The organism is Xanthomonas sp. NCPPB 1754, assembly GCF_041475725.2.
Lineage (GTDB): Bacteria > Pseudomonadota > Gammaproteobacteria > Xanthomonadales > Xanthomonadaceae > Xanthomonas > Xanthomonas euvesicatoria.
Genome location: NZ_CM192982.1, coordinates 2,912,798 through 2,929,291 on the forward strand (window position 1 = coordinate 2,912,798; position 16,494 = coordinate 2,929,291).

Here is a 16,494-nt window from a genome sequence, read left to right on the forward strand (position 1 = left end):
ACGACAGCCTCTGACATGAGCCCTAACTACTATTGGACCTGATACGCCCAGGGTTACGTAGACATCTCAAGGCCATGGAAAATGGCAGATCCGGAGGTGTCCATGAGCAGCAAGCGGTATACGGATGAGTTCAAGATCGAAGCGGTCCGGCAAGTGATCGATCGTGGCTTCAAGGTGGCAGAGGTCGCCGAGCGACTAGGTGTCACCACGCACAGCCTGTACGCCTGGCTGCGCAAGTTCGGCAAGCCTGGTGTGGTGCAGCGCGCCGAGGTGGACCAGAGTGCCGAGGTTCGGCGCCTGAAGGCCGAGTTGCGCCGGGTCACCGAGGAGCGCGACATCCTAAAAAAGGCCGCCGCGTACTTTGCCAAGGGATAAAGGCAAAGTACGCCTTCATGCAAGACCATCGCAGGGAATTCCGGTTGTGCGCGATGTGCCGAGTATTGCGCGTCAACCGGGCGGGTTACTACGCGTGGTTGCGCGCGCCCAACAGTGAGCGCGCCAAGGAAGATGAGCGCTTGCTTGGACTGATCAAGCAGCACTGGTTGGCCAGCGGCAGTGTCTATGGGCATCGCAAGATTGCCAAGGATCTGCGCGAGTTGGGTGAGCGTTGCAGTCGCCATAGGGTGCATCGGCTGATGCGCGCCGAGGGGCTACGTGCCCAGGTGGGCTATAGGCGCAAGCCACGTTTCCATGGCGGGACACAGTGCGTGGTGGCGGCCAACCTGCTCGATCGGCAGTTCGACGTGACGGAGCCGGATACAGCCTGGGCGAGCGATTTCACCTTCATCCGCACGCATGAAGGCTGGATGTATCTAGCTGTGGTGATCGATCTGTTTTCCAGGCAGGTCGTCGGCTGGGCAATGCGCGACCGGGCCGATACCGAGTTGGTCGTGCAGGCCTTGTTGTCTGCGGTGTGGCGGCGCAAACCCAATGCTGGTTGCTTGGTTCACTCGGACCAAGGGTCTGTCTACACCAGCGATGACTGGCGCAGTTTCCTGGCGTCCCATGGGTTGGTGTGCAGCATGAGTCGGCGTGGCAACTGCCACGACAACGCACCCGTGGAGAGCTTCTTCGGTCTGCTCAAACGCGAGCGTATCAGGCGACGGGCCTATCCCACAAAGGACGCCGCACGCGCCGAGGTATTCGACTATATCGAGATGTTCTACAACCCAAAACGCCGCCACGGTTCAACTGGCGACCTATCGCCTGTAGAGTTCGAACGGCGCTACGCGCAATGAGGGTCTTGAGTGTCTACGTAACCCTGGGCGTATCAACCGCCGAAATGCGGTGTTGCATGGAGTATCTGCGATCGCTGGCGCTTTGTGAATGGTGGAAATCCTGGCCGCGATCACGGGATAGCACGATGAGATCGACCCCGACCATGCAGACGCTTGGAGTGTTATCCAGCAAGGACACAGGCGTATGAAATACGCCACCAAAAACAATGGCGTAACAGCACGTCCGCCAACGCAGTTACTCGGTCAAGTGCGCAACCGCCTGCGAGCAGGACAGCGCCGAGCAGGCCTATCCGAGCCGGTGTTGTTTGTGCAGATGGGCCAGGCGCGCGTCGAGGCGTTCCTCACCCGCTTGGCGACGATGCGCAGGTGTCTGCGGCACGCAGAACCAGGCGTTTGGCTGTGCTGTTGTTTTTCTACCGCGAAGTACTGCGTATCGATCGGCATGACGTGCCCGACGAAATCCCGAGTTGTCACAATCTTGGGTAGTGACGTCATGGTGCACAACCATGCAGTCACGACGTCCACCGCCAGAAACGAAAAAACCGCGCGATGCGCGGTTTTCTCGTCACACCTTTGCCAACCCATCAAGGACGGCGCGCCAGCGCCTCCACGTCCTTGGCCTTGGGCAGCAGGTCCTGCTTGGTCACCGCGAACGGCCCGATGCTCAGCATCGGCACGGCTACGATCACCGAGGAGATCACCACGATCACCGCGCCAATCATGTGCGTCTCGGCCAGGCCTTCCATCGATTCGCCACCGTAGATGTACAGCGCCAGTGCCGACAGGAAGAACATCACCGCGGTGATCACCGTGCGCGAGAGCGTCTGGTTGATCGAGCGGTTAAGCACTTCCAGCGGCTCCACGCGCAGGGCGCGGAAGTTTTCGCGAACGCGGTCGAACACCACGATGATGTCGTTGATCGCAAAGCCCATCACCGACAGCAGGCCGGCCAGCACGGTCAGGTCGAACTCGCGGCCGGTCAGCGACACGAAGGCCACGGTGACCAGCAGATCGAACAACGCAGTCAGGCTGGCGACCACCGCGAACTTCCACTCGAAGCGGAACGCGATGTAGATCAAAAAGCCCACCAGCATGAACACCGTGGCATACACGCCGTTCAAGGCCAGATCCTTGCCGACCTGCGGGCCGACGAATTCGCCAGGCTGCACGGTGGCCGGATTCTCATCGCTGGTCACCGCCTTGCGCACATCTTCGGCAACGGTGCGCGCGGCGTCGTCGCGATTATTGTTCTGGCCATGCGGCTGCAGGCGAATCATGACTTCATTGCCGCCGCGGGCGTTCTGCACCTGGGCGTTTTCGAAGCCGGCCTTGGACAGCCTTTCGCGCACCTGGTCCACGTCCACGGTCTTCTGGAACGAGGTCTGTACCAGCGTGCCGCCGGTGAATTCCAGCGCGTAGTTGAAACCCTTGCCGACGATGATGCCGACCGAGGCGACTGCCAGCACCAGCATCAAAATCAGCACCGGCTTGCGCCAGCTCATGAAATCGATCTTGGTGTCGTTCGGAATCAGATGAAGCGGAAAAATTTTCATTGAAAGATCTTCCTAAGCAGTCCGCACATGGATGTGCGGGCTCTCGCGAGGGACTCGCATTACAGACGGGCTCTTGCGAGAGACTCGCATTAAATAGCGACAGACTTCAGCTTCTTGCGGCTGCCGTAGATCAACACCGCCAGCGCACGCGAGACCGTGATCGCGGTGAACATCGAGGCGAAAATACCGATCATCATGGTCAGCGCGAAGCCCTTCAGCGGGCCGGTACCGAACGCATACAACGCCACCGCCACGATCAGGCCGGTAAGGTTGGCGTCGAGGATGGTGCCGCCGGCCTTTTCGTAACCGGCCGCGATCGCCGACTTGGCCGGTACGCCCAGGCGCAACTCTTCGCGGATACGCTCGTTGATCAGCACGTTGGCGTCCACCGACAGACCGACCGACAGCGCCAGGCCAGCAAAGCCCGGCAACGTCATGGTGGCACCGAACAGCGACATCACCGCCACTACGATCAGCAGGTTGAACAGCAGCGCCACCGAGGTGATCGCGCCGAACACGCGGTAGTAGATGGTGAAAAACACCAGGGTGAACAGGAACGAGTAGACCACCGCCGTGACGCCGCGCTCCACGTTCTCCGCACCCAGGCTCGGTCCGATGACGTATTCCTCGACGAAGTCCATGGGCGCGGCCAGCGAGCCCGATTTCAGCAGCTTGGCCAGGTTCTCGGCTTCGGTCTTTTCCAGACCGGTGGTCTGGAAGTTCTTGCCGAACACGCCGGCAATGCGGGTCGGCGACAAGGCTTCTTCCTTGACCCGTACGCTGCGCACTTCCTTGCCGTCGACCATGGTCACGGTGGGAATGCGCTCGATGTAGACCACCGACATCAGCTTGCCGACGTTGGCGCTGGTGTAGTCGAACATGCGCTGGCCGGCGACGTTGTTGAGCGTCACCGCCACTGCCGGCATGCCGTTCTGGTCGGTGCTGACCGATGCGCTGACCATCTGGTCGCCGGTCACCAGCGCGCGCTTGTTCAACAACACCGGCGCGTTGCTGTCGCGCAGGCGATAGACCTTGGCCTCCGGCGGAATGTTGCCGCTGCGCACGGCATCGTCGGCATTACCGTCGACCACGGCGCGGAATTCCAGCGAGGCGGTGGCACCGATCAGGCGCTTGGCTTCGGCGGTGTCCTGCAGACCGGGCAGTTCAACCACGATGCGGTCCTCGCCCTGGCGCTGGATGGTCGGCTCGGACACGCCCAGTGCGTTGACGCGGTTGCGCAAGGTGGTGAGGTTCTGCTCGATCGCACCGCTGGCGATCTGCTTGAGCTCGGCCTCCGGCACCTTCACGGCGATGTTCTGGCCGCTGACGTCGTAGGTCAGGGTCGGCTGCGCCTTGGCCAGCGTCACGCGCGCGGCGTCGGCATTGGCGCCCTCGCCCAGGTTGACCTGGATACTGTTGTCGGCGCGACGTTCCACAGAGCGATACGGGATACGCGCATCGCGCAAGGTGGTGCGGATGTCTTCGGCAAACCCGTCCAGGCGCTTTTCCAGCGCGGCCTTCTGATCGACCTGCATGGCGAAGTGCACGCCGCCCACCAGGTCCAGACCCAGCACCATCGGCCGGCCGCCCAGCTTGGCCAGCCAGTCCGGCACGGTGGAGGCCAGGTTCAGCGCCACGGTGTAGTTCTCGCCCAGCTGCTGACGCAACACGTCGTTGGCGCGTGTCTGCGCCTGCAGCGAAGGCAACCGCACCATCAGGCTGTCGCCTTCTTTTGTGATCGCCTTTGGGGTGATGCCGGCGCTCTTGAGCTCACCGTCGATGCGGCTGCGCAATGCGTCGTCGAGCTGCGCACCGCGGCTGGCGGTGATCTGCACGGACGGGTCCTTCTGGTACACGTTGGGCAACGCATACAGCGCGCTGACGGCCAGTACCAGCAGGATCAGGAAGTACTTCCAGCGAGGAAATTCGAGCATTGCGACAGTCCCGCGTGGCACCATCCCGGCGCCGCGCCTAGCAGTGAGAACGACTTCAAGCGACCGGTACAACGTCGCCAATGGTCTTCAGATGGATACGGGCGGTACGGCGGAACCGGTGGGTCACAACCTCCGGTTCCACCTGGCGACTGCGCCTGCCTGACAGCGGCGCAGCCGTTGCAAGACGCGTTTAGCTCGCCGACTTCAGCGTGCCCTTCGGCAGCACATGGCCCACGGCGCTCTTCTGCACGCGGATACGCACGTTGTCGGCCACTTCCACGCTGATGAAGTTGTCGCCGATGTCGGTGATCACGCCCGCAACACCGCCGGAGGTGATCACTTCATCGCCGCGCGCCAGCTTGTCCAGCAGCGCCTTGTGTTCTTTCTGACGCTTCATCTGCGGGCGGATCATCAGGAAGTACATCACGGCGATCAGGATGATCGGCAGCGCGAAGGTGGACAGGCCTCCCATCGGGCCGGGTGCCGGCGCGCCGCCAGCGGCCTGCGCCTGGGCAGCGGGGATCAGGAAATCGAGCAGATTCATTCAGTGCATCCTAGTTTGGTGCCAGCGGGCCCATGGGCCCGCTCGCTATTCAGGTACCGCCGGGGCGGAACAGCCGGGAATTATGCCACGCAGGTTCCACGCCGTCCGCGCCGGGGCGCGGACGGTAGGTCTCAGCTGGTTTCCCCCGGCAACGGCGGCGTGGTGGCGCCGCGTGCCGCATAGAAGGACCGCCGGAACTCCACAAAGGTTCCCGAAGCGATCGCCGCACGCATGTCGGCCATCAGTTTTTCGTAATACCAGAGGTTATGCAGGGTGCCCAGCATCGGCGCCAGCATTTCGTTGCAGCGGTCCAGATGGCGCAGGTAGGCGCGCGTATAGCCGCTGCTGCAGGCATGGCAGCCGCAGCCCGGCTCGATGGTGTCCAGGTCGCGTTCGTACTTTGCGTTGCGGATGCGCACGGTGCCGAAGGAGGTGAAATAGTGGCCGTTGCGCGCATTGCGGGTGGGCATGACGCAATCGAACATGTCCACCCCGCGTGCCACGCCTTCGACCAGGTCTTCCGGGCGGCCCACGCCCATCAGGTAACGCGGGCGCTCGGCCGGCAGGCGCGGATGCAGGTGTTCGAGCATGGCGTTGCGCTCGTGCTCGGGCTCGCCCACTGCCAGCCCGCCGATCGCATACCCGTCGAAACCGATGCCTTGCAGGCCATCCAGCGAGCGGCTGCGCAGGTCCGGATGCACCCCACCCTGCACGATGCCGAACAGCGCCGCATCGTTGCCCAGCCCGTCGTGCGCGTCGCGCGAGCGCTGCGCCCAGCGCAGGCTCAGCTCCATCGAGCGTCGCGCGACGTCCTCGGTGGCCGGGTACGGCGTGCACTCGTCGAAGATCATCACGATGTCCGAATCGAGCACCTTTTGAATTTCCATGCTCTCTTCGGGGCCCAGGAACACCCGCGCGCCATCGGTCGGCGAGGAAAAGGTCACGCCCTGCTCGGTGATCTTGCGGCGATGCGCCAGCGAAAACACCTGGAACCCGCCGGAATCGGTGAGGATGGGCCCATCCCAGCGCGCAAATCCGTGCAGCCCGCCGTGATCGCCGATGACCTCCAGGCCCGGGCGCAGATACAGGTGGAAGGTGTTGCCCAGGATGATCTCCGCACCCAGCGCGCGGATCTGCTCGGGCAGGATGCCCTTGACCGAGCCATAGGTGCCGACCGGCATGAACGCAGGGGTTTCGACCGTGCCACGCGGAAAGGTCAGGCGCCCACGCCGGGCATGCCCGTCGGTGGCTTGGAGCTGGAACTGGAGTCGGGACATTGAGGGGCCGGGAATGGGGAGTCGGGAATCGGGAATGGGAAGAGCGGTTGGCAGGTGGCTGATCGTTCGGCGGGTCCCGCCTTACGATTCCCCATTCCCGACTCCCGATTCCCCGCCCCATAACAACATCGCATCGCCGTACGAAAAGAAGCGATAGCGCTGCGCGATGGCGTGGTGGTAGGCGGCGAAGATGCGCTCGCGGCCGGCGAAGGCGCAGACCATCATCATCAAGGTGCTTTCGGGCAGATGGAAGTTGGTGACCATCGCATCGACGCTGCGGATGCGGTAGCCGGGCAGGATGAAGATCTGGGTTTCGCCAGCGAATGGCTGCAATTCGCCTTCGGGCGCGGCCTCGGTGGTGCGCCAGGCGCTTTCCAGCGAGCGCACCACCGTCGTGCCCACCGCGATGATGCGGCCACCGCGGGCGCGGGCGCGCCGCACCTGTTCCACCAGCGCCGCACCCACGTTGAGCCACTCCTTGTGCATGACGTGCTGGTCGAGCTTGTCCACCCGTACCGGCTGGAAGGTGCCGGCACCCACATGCAAGGTGACGTGGCCGAACTCCACCCCGCGCTCGCGCAGGCGCGCCAGCAGCGGCTCGTCGAAGTGCAGCCCGGCGGTGGGCGCGGCGACCGCGCCGACTTCGCGCGCGAACACGGTCTGATAGCGCTCGCGGTCTTCGACACCCGGCTCGCGACGGATATAGGGCGGCAGCGGCAGGCGGCCAGCCTCCAGCAGCCAGTGCTCCAGCGGGGTCGGGATCTGGAAACGCAGCAGATAGAACTCGCCATCGCGGCCCAGCACCTCGGCCTGGCCGCCGGCATCGAGCGCGATCACGCTGCCGGCCTTGGGCGACTTGCTGGCGCCGATCTGTACGCGCGCCTCGCGCTCGCCAAGCAGGCGCTCGATCAGGATCTCCACTCGCCCGCCGCTGGCCTTCTGCCCGAACAAGCGCGCCGGAATGACCCGGGTGTCGTTGAAGATCAGCAGATCGCCGGGCTGCAGCAGTTCGGGCAGATCGCGCACCTGGCGGTCGCCGAAGGCCGCTGGCGCCGGCGGCACCACCAGCAGGCGGCTGGCGGCACGTTCGGCCAGCGGCGCCTGGGCGATCAGTGCTTCGGGCAGCTCGTAATGGAAATCGGACTTCTTCAAGGCCGCAGGATCGTTGGCGGAGTAGCCGCATAGTGTAACTGCGGCCGGGAATTGAGATTGGGGATTGGGGATTCGTAACATCCAGGCCAAGCGGCCGGCAGCTTTACTACGTGGGCTGGCCAGCTTTTACTAATCCCCAATCCCGAATGCCCAATCCCGGCTCATTCACCGCTCGAACTTGGTCGACAGGATGATCGCGCTGGTCGTGCGCTCCACGCCGTCGATGGCGCCGATGGCGTCGGTGAGCACGTCCATCTCGTTGACGCCGCCGACCACGCCCAGGGCGACCAGGTCGTAGGCACCGCTGACCGAATGCAGCAGGCGCACTTCCGGGATATCGCGCAGCGCCTTCACCACGGCCGGCATCTTCTTGGGCAACACGGTGATCAGGATGTGCGCACGGATGCGGCCCTGCTCGTAGTCGTCATGCGTGCGCACGGTGTAGCCGCTGATCACGCCGTCGCGCTCGAGCTTTTCGATGCGGCTCTGCACGGTGGTGCGCGAGAGCCCGAGTCGCCGCGCGATCTGGGCGGTGGACGCGCGCGCGTCCTCGCGCAGCAGCGACAACAGGCGTTCGTCGGAGGGGGTGATCTTCACTATTGCGCATTCGTTTCGGCGAATCGACGAAAATACCGTACTTCCTGCCCAGATTCACGCTGCCAAACGCCGATCTTCTGCCGATAATAGGAAGGGAACGCCACCTTTGAAGGAGATGCGCCATGTCCGTCCTTGCCCCGCTCGCCCCGCTGCGTGCCCATGCCGGCCGCCGCCTGACCGAAGGCCTGGACGATGCGACCATCGCGCGCCTGGCCGGCAGCCACCCTGACCTGCAGCAGGCCATCCATGCGGCAGCAGCCGAGTACGCGCTGGTGCGCGATGACGCCGCCGACCTGCTGGACCTGGACGAAGAGGCCCAGATCGGCGCGGTGCAGGAAGGTTTCATCAATTTCTATGCCGACGACGCAGTGACGCCTTACGTGGCACTGGCCGCACGCGGGCCATGGGTGGTCACGCTCAAGGGCGCAGTGCTCTACGACGCCGGCGGCTACGGCATGCTCGGCTTCGGCCATACGCCGGCCGCGGTGCTCGAGGCCATGGCGCGCCCGCAGGTGATGGCGAACGTGATGACGCCCAGCCTGGCGCAGCGCCGGCTCGATCGCGCCCTGCGTGCCGAGATCGGCCACAGCCGCGGCGGCTGCCCGTTTGCACGCTTCATGTGTCTCAATTCCGGCTCCGAAGCGGTGGGCCTGGCCGCCCGCATCGTCGATACCAACGCCAAGCTGCACACCGACCCCGGCGCGCGGCACGCCGGTGCCACCATCAAACGCCTGGTGGTCAAGGGCAGCTTCCATGGCCGCACCGATCGCCCGGGCCTGTATTCGGATTCCAGCCGCAAGACCTACACCAAATACCTGGCCAGCTATCGCGACGAGGATTCGGTCATCGCGATCGCCCCGTACGACGTGGCCGCGTTGCAACGCGCCTTCGATGAGGCCGCGCGCAATCACTGGTTTATCGAGGCGGTGTTCCTGGAGCCGGTGATGGGCGAAGGCGACCCGGGGCGTGCGTTGCCGGCCGAGTTCTACGCCGCCGCGCGCGCGCTGACCCGTACACATGGCAGCCTGTTGCTGGTCGATTCCATCCAGGCCGGGCTGCGCGCGCATGGCGTGCTGTCGGTGGTGGACTACCCGGGATTCGAGCAGCTCGACCCGCCGGACCTGGAAACCTATTCCAAGGCACTCAACGCGGCCCAATACCCGCTGTCGGTGCTGGCAGTGACCGAGCACGCCGCGCAGGTGTATCGCAAGGGCACCTACGGCAACACCATGACCACCAACCCGCGCGCGCTCGATGTGGCCTGCGCCACCCTGGCGTTGTTCACCCCGCAGGTGCGGGACAACATCCGCATCCGCGGTGCGCAGGCGATTGCCAAGCTGGAGGCGCTGCAGGCCGAACTCGGCGGCTTGATCACCAAGGTGCAAGGCACCGGCCTGTTGTTCTCCTGCGAACTGGCACCGCAATTCAAGTGCTACGGCGCCGGTTCCACCGAGGAGTGGTTGCGCCACCGCGGCGTCAACGTGATCCACGGCGGCGAGAATTCGCTGCGTTTCACCCCGCACTTTGCGATGGATGAAGACGAACTCGATCTGCTGGTCGGCCTGATCGCGCGTGCGCTCAAGGAAGGCCCGCGTCAGGTGCAGGCCGCAGCGGCCTGATTTGCTCCACGCGGCACGCCGGCGCGCATGTCGTCGGCGTGCGGCAGATGGCTGACAGGTCTTCCACCGGCGCTCTGCGCGGCGCCCTGGAACCGTGATCGGCGCCGGCGACAGTGGCGCAAGTCTTCGGTTGCGTCCAGCCGATCCAGGCTGGGTCATTAGCCATTGTCCCGACTGCGTTGCCTGGTCTGAATCTGCGCAATACCTGCAACACACGATGCGAAGCCACGAGAACATGCAAGCTTGCGCTTGCATAAATCGCCTGCAGCATGCAGGGCGATGACCTCACCCAGATTCGACCTGAGCGGCCCTGCCCCAGGTCGATTGCCGTCACCGTGCACGCTGCCACTCAGATCGGCACCGCATTCAACTTGCGGCGCAGGTAGTTGGTGAGCGCACGCCGCGGCGACTTGCCGCGCCACGATGCCCAGCACAGGTGCGAGCCGACCGCGATCTTGCCGCCACGATGGCCAAGCCCGAACCAGGTGCGGTCCGGATGAAAGGCATCGCGTGGCGGGAACAGGATGTCGGCGAACTGCCCACCATGCGCGTTGTAGAAGCGCGTCAGCCCACGCGGGCCCGAAATCATCGGGATCTCGCGGTGATCCTGCAGCGTTTCCGGGGCATGCGCGGTAAAGATGTGCTCGATGAAAGCGCGCCAGAACGGATGCCCGGGCTCGGAGCCAAACACGGCATTGCCGATCTTGAAGTCTTCCTGGCCCGGCGCACCTTCCTCGACGGGCAACACGCAATGCTGCGACAGCACCTGCGCATCGAGCGGTCGTAGCAGTTTGTAGTCGGTGTCGAAGTAGAAGCCGCCATGTGCGTGCATGTACGCGCACCGGGCGATGTCGGCTTTCATCACGCCGAAGCGGATCTGCTCGTAGCGCTGGGCAAACTCGGGGAACGCACGCCGCATCAGTTCTGCGTTATCGGCATCGTCCCAGACGTAACAGGTCCATCCAGGCAACAGGCGCTGCAGGCGATCGCAGATCCTGCGCTCTTCCCACAGCAGCTGCTTGGTGGGTGCGGTCAGGTGAATCAATTGGGGAATCATGGGGGCGACTCGGGCGGTGGGGGAACCGAGCCGCCACCGCAGTGCCGCATCGATTCGGCTACCTGGTCGCTGGCCCGGCCGTACCAACCGTAGTCGCACTATCGACGTGACATAAATCGCAGTACATGATGATCAACTGCAAGCTCATAGAAACAATCTATGCAGATGCGAAGTTTTGAAACAACGCATAAATACAGTCGAAATCCGGATTAAACCGCGTGCTGCCCTGTCATATTCAAGGCGGCGGTCGGGCACCTCGAAGAAGCTGGCAGCGGACACGCAACCACGTGCAGCTTGCAGACCGTCTGCGCACTGCTGCCCAGCCACCAGTAGCACGGTATTGCTTGGGCAGGCTGTTGCCTGCCCTCGCTCATTCCCAGCATCGATCCGCACGCCCTTTGAGCGTTGCACTGCGCGGGCAATTGCGTGGCGCGATGCGTCCCGCCTCGCGTTCGATCAAACGTTTGCTGCCGTCGCTGTCGCGTTGCAGTTCGAACGCGTCGTAGAGACGTCCGGTGGCCGTGCGCGATTCGTACACCAGATGCTGGCTGTCCAGACGCAGCACCTGATAGAGCTGGGTGTCTTCGCCCACCGGGCGCATGGTGGTGCGCGCCATGTCCGACAGGCGGTACTGCTTGGGCCCGGCGACCGAGACCACGAAGACCGGCGTCGCCTGCCCGGCCGCATCGCCGCGTCGGCCGTAGGTGTGGTCGTGGCCCTGCAACACCAGATCCACCTTGTGGCGTCGGATCACCGGCAGCACCTGTGCGACCAACTTTTCGTTTTCGCGATCGGCACGCGGCGAGAAGAATGGCTGGTGGATCAGCACGATCGACCAGGGATGCGGGTTGTCGGCCAGCACCTTGTCCAGCCACTGCGCCTGCGCGGGGCCGGTCCCCAGGTCCAGCGCCGAGGTGCCGTCGAGCACGGCAATGCGCACGCCCTGGTAGTCGAACCAATAGCTGGTGCGCGCGGTGGCCGAAGGCCCGTTACGCGGCAACGCAAAGGTCACCGGCCAATGACTGCCGAGCACGCGGGTTGCCTGCGGCGTGTCTTCGCCCTCTTCGTGATATTCGTGATTGCCCGGCGCCGGCGCCACTGCAGTGCCTTCCAGCAGCCAGCGCCCGGCCTCGAACCACTCGGCCCATTCGTTGTCGTCCTGGCCGTCCTTGCCGCTGACCAGGTCGCCGGCGAACAAGGCCAGCCGCGCGTCCGGCGCCGAGCGCCAGGCCTGACGGATCACCCGCGAGACCAGACTGAGATTCTTGTTCTGGGTATCGCCGAAATACAGCAAGGTCAGCGGCGTGGTGGCTGTGGCAGCCGTGCGGAAGTGATTCCACGCGCCCCAGGTCCCCTGCCCCTGCACGCGGTACGCGTACATCGTGTCCGGCTGCAGCCCGTCGACATCGGCGCGATGGTGATGCGAACTGCCGTTTTCGCTGGCAAGCGTCAGCGTGCTCGCCCGAATGCGTCGTGGCGTGCCTACATCCGGCGAATCGCCGGCGACCACCAGTTCCAGCCACGGTCTGTCGACGCTGGCATCGGTGCGCCAGGCCACCGCAAACCCTGTGGCCGCGTCCTGCGCCGGCGTGGCGACGATGCGGTCCGGGAAGCCATCGGCAACATAATGCGTCGAACCCGCCGGCACCTGCGTATTGGGTTCGGCAGCACGGTCGGCAGCCGAGGCTGAAACGCTTATGGTTGCGATCGCCGCAAGCAACGCAGAGATCGATCTGCGCGCGGCCATCATGGCGTGCACTCTTTCAGGCGCAATGTCCGCGCGATATCGCGCCAATCGAACGCGGCCACTGCCTGGTCGTCATGCAACGCATAGAACACGCCACCCGGAAAGCGCGTATTGCTGCGTTGATCCAGCCACACGCCATCGGTGTTGGCGGTCACACGGCCGGCAAAGGCGCCGACATGCGCCAGCGTCTTGCGATCGAAGACCTGGAACACGCTGCGGTCCTTGAACTGATCGGTGGCGATCCAGTAGCCGCTCCCGTCGCTGCATGCGAACAAGCTGATGCCCTCGGCCTGCGCCTTGAACAGCCCGGCGCCGACGTTGCGGCCGCGATACCGCCCGTCCATGCCGTAGTCGCGCAACTGCGTGCCCACGGCCACGTCTTCTTCGGCAATCATCAGCCGCGCATTGGCTTCATCGCCGAACACCGATTCGGCAATCCGTACCGCGCCCGCTTCGCTGGTGTCGCCAAAACTCTGCGTCAGTCGTGCCTGCCAGCCCTGCCCTGCAGCATCGAGCTGATAACGCCGAAAGCGCTGGCCAAGCTCGGCCAGCGGCGGCGGCAGATCCTTGTTGGCCGGCGACATGTAGTTGTCGCTGACCACCACCTCGTAGCCGCCCTCGTGCTTGCGCACCCACAGGCCGTAGGGCTCGCGCAATTGGTTCTGGCCAAACGCCGTCACCGGCGTCAGATCGGGCAAGGAGAAGACCTGCACGCGCCGGTTGTCGCGCTCCACCACGAACACCAGGTCATCGACCACCGAAATGCCGTTGGGGCGGTCGAGCTTGCCCAGGGCCTTGCCCTTGCCGCCGACCACGCGCAGCCGCTTGCCGCTGTCGCCGTCGAACACCACCAGCGCATGCGTGTCCTTGGCCGTGGCGATCACCCAACGGCGACCATCCGGCGCCATCCAGCTGGCCGGCGAATCCAGGTTGTCCGCTGGCGTCAGCGCGGTAATGAAGGCTTCCGGCACCACTTCGTGCGCTACGTTGGCCTTGCTGAGCAAGGGATCCTTCAGCAGCGCTTCGTCGGCTTCGCGGCCGGCCGGGGCACTGGCGCAACCGACCAATGCGGCGGCAGCGGACAGCAGCGTGATCTGCACGAAGGTGCGTGGTGCGATCACAGCGCCACCTTCAGGCCAAGCGCGTAGGTGCGGCCGTACTCTTCATTTTGCAGGGTGCGCGAGCGGATGCCCTGATACAGCTCCAACGGCTCGTCCAACAGGTTCTGCGCTTCCAGATACAGGCTGACGTGGCTGTTGAATTGATAGTTCATGCTGAAATCCAGCTGCGTGTGTGGGGCAACGTAGATATCGTACGCACGGCTCTGCCCGATGGTGTCCAGATATTGGCTGCGATACACCGCCGCCACGCGCGCACTGAACCCGTATTTTTCGTAGCCCAGGTGGCCGCTGTAGATGCGCTTGGACGAACGCGGCAGGGTGAAGTCGTCGCCGGCACGATTTTCCAGACCCGGATTGAAATCGCTGTCCAGCACCGTGGCGCTGGCACCAACCAGAAAACCATTCCAGCCCTCGGGCAGGAAGTCCAGGGTCTGCTGCCAATTGAATTCCGCACCGCGCACCTTTGCGGTGTCGCCATTGATCGAGCGTGTGACCTGCAGACCCGGAAATTCCGCATCGTTGGTGTTGATGGTCTGCACGATGTAGTCGTCGATCGACTTGTGGAACACGCCCAGCGAGATCACGCCGGTACTGCCGAGGTATTTTTCGAACGACAGGTCCAGGTTCTGCGAACGGTACGGATCGAGATCGGGGTTGCCCAGACTCACCTCGTTATCGCCACGGTTGATGCTCACGCGTGGCGACACATCGCCGAATGCCGGGCGCGACAAGGTCTTGTTGGCCGCAAAGCGCAGCACCCAATCGTTGCCACTGTCGTAACGCAGATGCAGGCCGGGCAGCACGTTGGTGTAGCTGCTGGAAGCCTCGCGTGGCGTCACCGTGGCGGTGCGGCCATTGGCTGCCACGTCCACCTGGTTGCCGGTGGCATCGAACTGGATATTTTCCACGCGCACGCCGGCGATCATGCGCAGTGCGCCGATGTCCCAGGTGCCCATCGCATAGGTCGCGAAGACATCTTCGGTGGCCGTGTAATCGTCCTGCAGCGAGGTCTGCAGATTGCCGCCCACATCTTGCGGACGTGCACTGTACAGATCGCCGGAGGTGTTCCAGTAGCGGCGCATGCCGTCCGAGCCGATGCTCTGGCCCAAGGTGCCGCCACGGTGCTCGGGCGCGGCAGTGGTCCAGTCGCTCAGGTCGATGGCCGGCCCACGACGCAGCTCGTTTTCGTCCACGTTCACCCCGCGCTCGCGCCAGCGGCCGAGCACGCCCATCTTCAGGCTGGAATGCTCGCCGTCAAAGCGCACATTGATCTGTGCGCTGCGCTCGCTGTCGTCCACCTGCGTGGGCGCAATCACGAAGCGATCGAACACGAAATCATCGTTGCTCTGCCAGCCGTTGTCGGAGAAGCCCAGCTTCGGAATGCCACTGCGCTGATCCACCGTGGCCGCCAGATCGTCGCCGTCGTAATTGAAGCGCGCTTCCTTTTCATCGTTCACGCGCTCGCGGGTCTTGGTGTAGCCCAGCTTGTAATCCACGGTGGCGGCGCTCAGGCGGTTTTCGCCACCCACGCTCAACGCCATGGTGTCTTCCTTCTTGGTGCGGTAGCGCACGCGCTTGGAAATGCTGTCGGCCGGCAGGTCGTCCACGCGATAGGTGCCGTCGCCATTGGCACTGACCTCGCCATCGCTCAACTCGAAGATGGTGCGCTGACGCGTTTCGGCATCGTCGAAACGGCTGTAGAGCGTGCGCAGGTAGTAGCGATTATCCGCGTCCGGGCGCCAGTCCAGATTGAGGTTCGCGCCCATGCGGGTGCGTTCGATGAAGTATTTGCGGCGTTGCACTTCACCGGCGAACAGATCGTCGTCCGCGCCACCGTCAAAGGTGTCGTAGGCCACTTCGGTATTGTCCGATTCGAACTCGCGGTCCTGATAGTTCACGCCCACGGCCACCCCGAAGGTGCCATTGAAGATGTCGCTGTAGTTGAAGGCGCCCTTCGGGCTGGTCTTGCCCGACAGCGACTGGTGGCTGGCTTCGATGGAGCCGCGCAAGGTGCGTCCGTCACGATCGAAGGCGGAGGTGGATTCCACCTGGATCGCGCCGCCGATGGAATCGCCCGGCATGTCCGGGGTCGGCGACTTGACCACCTTCAGGCGCTCGGTGGAATCGGAAGGAATCACGTCCAGCGGTGCCGAACGCGTGCCGTCTTCCGGCGTGCCCATGGTCATGCCGTCGATGGTGACGCTGTTGAGCGACGAATCCAGGCCGCGGATGACCACAAAGCGGCCTTCGCCCTGGTCGCGCGTCACGCTGACGCCGGGCAGGCGCTGCAAGGATTCTGCAACATTCTTGTCCGGGTAACGTCCCATCGCATCGGAGGCGACGGCGTCCTGGATGGCATCGGAGGCGCGTTTGAGATCAACCGCGCGCTCCTGCGCTTCCAGCTGCGGGCGCACCTCCAGCCGCTCCAGGTCGATTGCCGCAGCGCTGGCAGCGCCGCCCGTGGCCGCACCCTGGGCCGCGTGCGCCAGCGGACTCCACGTGGCCGCAGCCAACGTCAGCGTGATCGCCAGGCAGAGCGGAGTCTTGTTCAACACGGGTGCTTCCCCAATCGGTTAAGAATGGGTGGGCACACTATGTCTACGACGTTTCACTGACATGACATATGCATCAGCGATCACACCCGAAGTGTGGCGA

Annotated in this window: 12 protein-coding genes; 2 read left to right on the plus strand and 10 right to left on the minus strand. The window is 64.1% G+C overall.

Annotated elements, in window-relative coordinates; genetic code table 11:
• Positions 1–102: 102 nt before the first annotated feature.
• Positions 103–1,238 (plus strand): IS3 family transposase gene (locus tag ACCQ15_RS12870; protein WP_127170426.1). Its coding sequence is split into 2 segments (ribosomal slippage): positions 103–340 and positions 340–1,238, totalling 1,137 coding nucleotides; the frame shifts between segments, so codons are not numbered across the junction.
• A 584-nt stretch (positions 1,239–1,822) separates the two neighbouring features.
• Here the strand turns inward: ACCQ15_RS12870 and secF are convergent.
• The 6 genes from secF to ACCQ15_RS12900 form a co-directional block, all read right to left on the minus strand.
• Entirely contained in the window at positions 1,823–2,791 is a 969-nt protein-coding gene (gene secF / locus ACCQ15_RS12875) for a protein translocase subunit SecF (protein ID WP_008571687.1), read from the minus strand.
• A gap of 89 nt (positions 2,792–2,880) precedes the next feature.
• Positions 2,881–4,725 carry a protein translocase subunit SecD gene (gene secD, locus ACCQ15_RS12880; RefSeq protein WP_014090428.1) on the minus strand — a complete coding sequence of 615 codons (1,845 nt, stop codon included), beginning with the start codon at positions 4,723–4,725 and terminating at the stop codon, positions 2,881–2,883.
• A gap of 190 nt (positions 4,726–4,915) precedes the next feature.
• The gene (yajC, locus tag ACCQ15_RS12885; RefSeq protein WP_003489768.1) at positions 4,916–5,269 is read right to left on the minus strand and encodes a preprotein translocase subunit YajC; all 354 of its coding nucleotides are present in this window, start codon (positions 5,267–5,269) and stop codon (positions 4,916–4,918) included.
• A 131-nt stretch (positions 5,270–5,400) separates the two neighbouring features.
• The gene (gene tgt, locus ACCQ15_RS12890) at positions 5,401–6,546 is read right to left on the minus strand and encodes a tRNA guanosine(34) transglycosylase Tgt (RefSeq protein WP_008574416.1); all 1,146 of its coding nucleotides are present in this window, start codon (positions 6,544–6,546) and stop codon (positions 5,401–5,403) included.
• A gap of 81 nt (positions 6,547–6,627) precedes the next feature.
• Positions 6,628–7,698 carry a tRNA preQ1(34) S-adenosylmethionine ribosyltransferase-isomerase QueA gene (gene queA, locus ACCQ15_RS12895; protein ID WP_372380634.1) on the minus strand — a complete coding sequence of 357 codons (1,071 nt, stop codon included), beginning with the start codon at positions 7,696–7,698 and terminating at the stop codon, positions 6,628–6,630.
• Between the two features lie 165 nt (positions 7,699–7,863).
• Positions 7,864–8,295 (minus strand): Lrp/AsnC family transcriptional regulator, encoded by a 432-nt coding sequence (locus ACCQ15_RS12900; RefSeq protein WP_008574410.1) that lies wholly within the window; start codon positions 8,293–8,295, stop codon positions 7,864–7,866.
• 122 nt (positions 8,296–8,417) lie between these two features.
• On the opposite strand from ACCQ15_RS12900, the gene ACCQ15_RS12905 reads away from it, so the two are divergent.
• A complete protein-coding gene (locus ACCQ15_RS12905; protein WP_127167001.1) occupies positions 8,418–9,914 on the plus strand; it encodes an aminotransferase class III-fold pyridoxal phosphate-dependent enzyme in 1,497 nt (498 codons plus the stop codon).
• Positions 9,915–10,263: 349 nt separating this feature from the next.
• Here the strand turns inward: ACCQ15_RS12905 and ACCQ15_RS12910 are convergent, their stop codons facing one another.
• The 4 genes from ACCQ15_RS12910 to ACCQ15_RS12925 form a co-directional block, all read right to left on the minus strand.
• On the minus strand, positions 10,264–10,971 hold the full coding sequence (locus tag ACCQ15_RS12910) for a glycosyltransferase family 32 protein (RefSeq protein WP_008574407.1): 708 nt from the start codon (positions 10,969–10,971) through the stop codon (positions 10,264–10,266).
• 370 nt (positions 10,972–11,341) lie between these two features.
• Entirely contained in the window at positions 11,342–12,721 is a 1,380-nt protein-coding gene (locus ACCQ15_RS12915; RefSeq protein ID WP_057681973.1) for a purple acid phosphatase family protein, read from the minus strand.
• The gene (locus tag ACCQ15_RS12920; RefSeq protein WP_372356253.1) at positions 12,718–13,839 is read right to left on the minus strand and encodes a phytase; all 1,122 of its coding nucleotides are present in this window, start codon (positions 13,837–13,839) and stop codon (positions 12,718–12,720) included. Before ACCQ15_RS12920 ends, ACCQ15_RS12915 begins: the two co-directional genes overlap by 4 nt.
• Entirely contained in the window at positions 13,836–16,394 is a 2,559-nt protein-coding gene (locus ACCQ15_RS12925; RefSeq protein WP_372380635.1) for a TonB-dependent receptor, read from the minus strand. The genes ACCQ15_RS12920 and ACCQ15_RS12925 overlap by 4 nt, the downstream gene beginning before the upstream one ends.
• Positions 16,395–16,494 lie beyond the last annotated feature (100 nt).

Coding starts and splice junctions, on each gene's coding strand:
- secF (WP_008571687.1), bottom strand. CDS start 2,791: ATGAAAATTTTTCCGCTTCATCTGATTCCGAACGACACCAAGATCGAT.
- secD (WP_014090428.1), bottom strand. CDS start 4,725: ATGCTCGAATTTCCTCGCTGGAAGTACTTCCTGATCCTGCTGGTACTG.
- yajC (WP_003489768.1), bottom strand. CDS start 5,269: ATGAATCTGCTCGATTTCCTGATCCCCGCTGCCCAGGCGCAGGCCGCT.
- tgt (WP_008574416.1), bottom strand. CDS start 6,546: ATGTCCCGACTCCAGTTCCAGCTCCAAGCCACCGACGGGCATGCCCGG.
- ACCQ15_RS12905 (WP_127167001.1), top strand. CDS start 8,418: ATGTCCGTCCTTGCCCCGCTCGCCCCGCTGCGTGCCCATGCCGGCCGC.
- ACCQ15_RS12910 (WP_008574407.1), bottom strand. CDS start 10,971: ATGATTCCCCAATTGATTCACCTGACCGCACCCACCAAGCAGCTGCTG.
- ACCQ15_RS12915 (WP_057681973.1), bottom strand. CDS start 12,721: ATGATGGCCGCGCGCAGATCGATCTCTGCGTTGCTTGCGGCGATCGCA.